3 protein-coding genes and 1 pseudogene are annotated in these 3,555 nt (G+C 66.9%); 1 reads left to right on the top strand and 3 read right to left on the bottom strand.

Going from position 1 to position 3,555, the window contains the following annotated elements:
* Positions 1 to 184: pseudogene (locus tag BN903_RS18075) on the top strand (GNAT family N-acetyltransferase); the annotation flags it as partial.
* Between the two features lie 45 nt (positions 185 to 229).
* Here BN903_RS18075 and lrpA1 read toward each other — a convergent pair.
* The 3 genes from lrpA1 to BN903_RS08390 all read right to left on the bottom strand — a co-directional run bounded on the left by lrpA1 (position 230) and on the right by BN903_RS08390 (position 3,549).
* Positions 230 to 658, bottom strand: a complete 429-nt coding sequence (gene lrpA1 / locus BN903_RS08380) for an HTH-type transcriptional regulator LrpA1 (RefSeq protein WP_048077320.1) — start codon at positions 656 to 658, stop codon at positions 230 to 232.
* Positions 659 to 741: 83 nt separating this feature from the next.
* Positions 742 to 1,680: a thiamine pyrophosphate-dependent enzyme gene (locus tag BN903_RS08385; protein WP_048077321.1), complete on the bottom strand. Its 939-nt coding sequence runs from the start codon at positions 1,678 to 1,680 to the stop codon at positions 742 to 744.
* Between the two features lie 3 nt (positions 1,681 to 1,683).
* The gene (locus BN903_RS08390) at positions 1,684 to 3,549 is read right to left on the bottom strand and encodes a 2-oxoacid:acceptor oxidoreductase subunit alpha (protein ID WP_048077416.1); all 1,866 of its coding nucleotides are present in this window, start codon (positions 3,547 to 3,549) and stop codon (positions 1,684 to 1,686) included.
* Between the last annotated feature and the right edge of the window lie 6 nt (positions 3,550 to 3,555).

Below are 3,555 nucleotides of genomic sequence, written 5' to 3' on the forward strand. Positions count from 1 at the left end.
GCTCGCCCGTGTCGGCGACGCCCTCGCCGGTCGCGGGGTCGACACGCTCCGCGCGACGGTTCCCTCAGACCGTCCCAGCGCCGAGGAGTTCTTCAGCGCCCACGGGTTCACGCGCCGCGGAACGTGCCGGAGCCCGGCGGGTGACGAATCGGTCGTCATCGCCGACCCACGGGCGCTCGGCTGAGACGCGGGACTAACGGGCTGCGGGACCGCCGACCGCCGGATCGACTCACTTCAGCCGCTCTTGGAGGAACGACGGGTGTGCCGCGGTCACGCCCTCCACCCCGAGCAGCTTCTCGGAGATGACGTCGCCGAGCTCGTCGCCGTCGCCGGCGCGCACCTCGGCCATCAGCATGTGGTCGCCGGAGGAGGTGTACAGCGCCTGGACCTCGTCGAGCGACTTCAGTTCCCGGGTGGCCCCGACGTACTGACCCGAGTCCACGTCCATCCCCACCATGGCGATCGACTGCGAGGAGAGCTTCTTCGGGTCGACCTCCGCCGAGTAGCCGACGATCACACCCCGGTCTTCGAGGCGGTCGATGTACTTCCGCACCGTCGGCTTCGAGACGTCGGCTCGCTCGGCGATCTCTCCGCAGGACGCCTGTGCGTCCTCTTCTAACACAGAGAGGATCCGTTCCTCCGTCGATACCGTACTCATGAGTATATGGTTGTCTCCAATGAAAAAATACCTTCCGAATCAGAAAACGAGCGCCTTGCGCCGTGAACGGCTGCGGCGACCGCTCAGGCGTGTTTGTCGAGGAACATATCGTGGGAGCGCTCCCACTCGTAGTCGTCGTCCCAGTAGCGCTCGGCGAGCGGCTCCTCAGGCATCTCGCCGATCGCCTGCTTCTCCTCGCCGTAGGAGGGACGATCCTCGTCGACGTAGAAGCGACCGGTGAGGACCTCGCCCTCGTGGAGCGACTCCTCGGTCTCTCGCATCATCTCGGCGGCCTCGACGCGGTCCGTCTTGTCGAACTCGTAGTCGTCGGAGTCGTTGACGTCGATGTACGGGACGTACTGGCGCGCGTCCTTGTTCCAGGTCGGACACTGGGTGAGGAAGTCGACGTGCGCGAACCCGTCGTGTTCGATCGCCTCGACGATGATCTCTTTGGCCTGGTTCGGATTGACCGCGGCCGTGCGGGCGACGTAGGACGCGCCGGCGTTCAGCGACAGCGAGAGCGGCTTGAGCGGCTCCTTGGCGCTGCCGGACGGCTGCGTCTTCGACTTGTGACCCTTGGGGCTCGTCGGGGAGGTCTGTCCCTTCGTGAGCCCGAAGATCTCGTTGTTGAAGACGATGTACGTCATGTCGTGGTTCTCCCGGGCCGTGTGGAGGAAGTGGTTCCCGCCGATCCCGTAGCCGTCGCCGTCGCCGCCGGCGGCGATCACTTCGAGATCGGGGTTCGCGAGCTTCGCGGCGCGGGCCACGGGCAGCGAGCGCCCGTGGATCGTGTGGAAGCCGTACGTGTCGAGGTAGCTGTTCAGCTTACCCGAACAGCCGATCCCGGTACACAGCAGGGTCTCCTCGGGCGTGCGCCCGACCTCCGGGAGCGCCTGCTTCAGCGCCTTCAGGACGCTGAAGTCACCGCAGCCCGGACACCAGGTCGGCTGCGGCTCCACGCCGGGAGTGTACTCGTCGCGGTCGATCTCTCGCTCCTCGCCGATCGCTGAAAACGTGCTCATTGGTTAGTCACCTGCGGCTGGGACGAAGGTGGTCTGATGGCCGGACGCGTCGCCGTCGCCCTCGACGATCGCGGTCTCGAACCCGTCGACGATCTCCGCCGGCTCGAACGGGTTCCCGTTGTACTTCAGCAGGCTCGACAGCTTCTCGCCGTAGCGGCCGAGGTTCTTCTGGACGAGCCCGCGGAACTGTCCGGACGCCGTCATCTCGACGACGAGGACCTCGTCGACGCTCTCGATGAACGCCTCCACCTGCTCGGTCGGGAACGGGAGCATGTCGGAGACACCGTACGACTTCACCGAGATTCCGGCATCGTTGAGGCGACCGACCGCCTCTTCGACGGTTCCCTGCTGGCTGCCGAACGTGAGGATGCCGTACTCGGCGTCCTCGGGGCCGGCGTACGAGCCGGTGTCGACCGTGTCGAGGTCGTCGCGGATCGCCGCCAGCTTCTGGGCCCGCCGGTCGATCTGCGCGACCCGGTTGTCCGGGGACTCGCTGATGTGGCCGGTCGGGTCGTGCTCGTTGCCGGTCGCGAGGAAGCGACCGCCCTTCTGACCGGGGATCGAGCGCGGCGAGACGCCGTTGTCGACGTCGTGCTGGAAGCGGTGGAACTTCCCGTCCTCGCTGTGGGGCTGCTCGGAGAGCGCGTCCTCCGAGAGCGTCTTCCCGAGCGTCGGGTTCGGCTCGCGGTCGAAGTGGCTCTTCGGGACGTTCACGAGCTCGCCGCCGAGCTTCTGGTCGTACAGGAGGATCGACGGGATCTGGTACTCGTAGGCGAGCCGGAAGGCGAGCCGCGACTGGTCGTACGCCTCCTCGACGGTCCCCGGCGCTAAGACGACGCGCTGGGAGTCGCCCTGCGACGTGTACAGCACGTGTTCGAGGTCGGACTGCTCCGGCTTCGTGGGCATCCCGGTCGAGGGACCGGCGCGCATCGCCTCGACCAAGACGACGGGCGTCTCCGTCATCTCCGCGAGTCCGAGCGGCTCAGACATCAGCGCGAACCCGCCGCCGGAGGAGCCGGACATGGCCTTGACGCCGGCGTGCGACGCGCCGACCGCGAGCGCGGCCGCAGCGATCTCGTCTTCGACCTGCTCGGAGATCCCGCCGAGCTTCGGCAGGTTCTTGGTCATGATGGTGAACACCTCGGTCCACGGCGTCATCGGGTAACCGGAGATGAACCGGCACCCCTCGTCGATGGCACCGTAGGCGATGGCGTCCGAGCCGGACATGAGCAGCTGTTCCTCGTCGTGTTTGCCGGTCGGGACGGAGACGTCCGGCGCGTCCACGTCGTACTCCTCGCGAACCTGATCGTACGCGATCTGGAGGATCTCGAGGTTCGGTTCGAGGATCTTCTCCGGCATCGCGTCGCGCATGAGATCCTGGACGTGGTCGAGGTCCATCCCGGTGATCGCGCAGGTCGCGCCGACGCCGGCGGTGTTGCGCATGACCTCGCGGCCTTGGTCGCGGGCGAGTCCGCGGAGATCGAGGGGGAAGACGTGCCAGTCGTTCTCCTCGGCGCGCTCGTCGAAGTTCGGGATCTCCGAGGCGTCTAAGAGCCCCTCGTCGTAGATGATGACGCCGCCCTCGCGGAGCTCGTCCAAGTTCTCCGAGAGGGGTTTGATCTCCTCGTTCCCGTAGACGGCCCCCTCCTGCGGGTTGCGGGCGAACGAGTCGCCCAGCGCGAGCAGGAAGTTGTAGCCGTCGCCGCGGGATTCGACGGGGTCCGCCGACGCGCGGACCTCGGTGTAGGTGTGACCGCCGCGGATCCGCGACGGGTAGTGCCGATGCGTGAAGACGTTGAGCCCCGATCGCATCAAGGCCTTCGCGAAGTTCTGGCTGGTCGAAGCGATCCCGTCACCGGATCCCCCGATATCCGC

The sequence above is a fragment of the Halorubrum sp. AJ67 genome, from assembly GCF_000513435.1.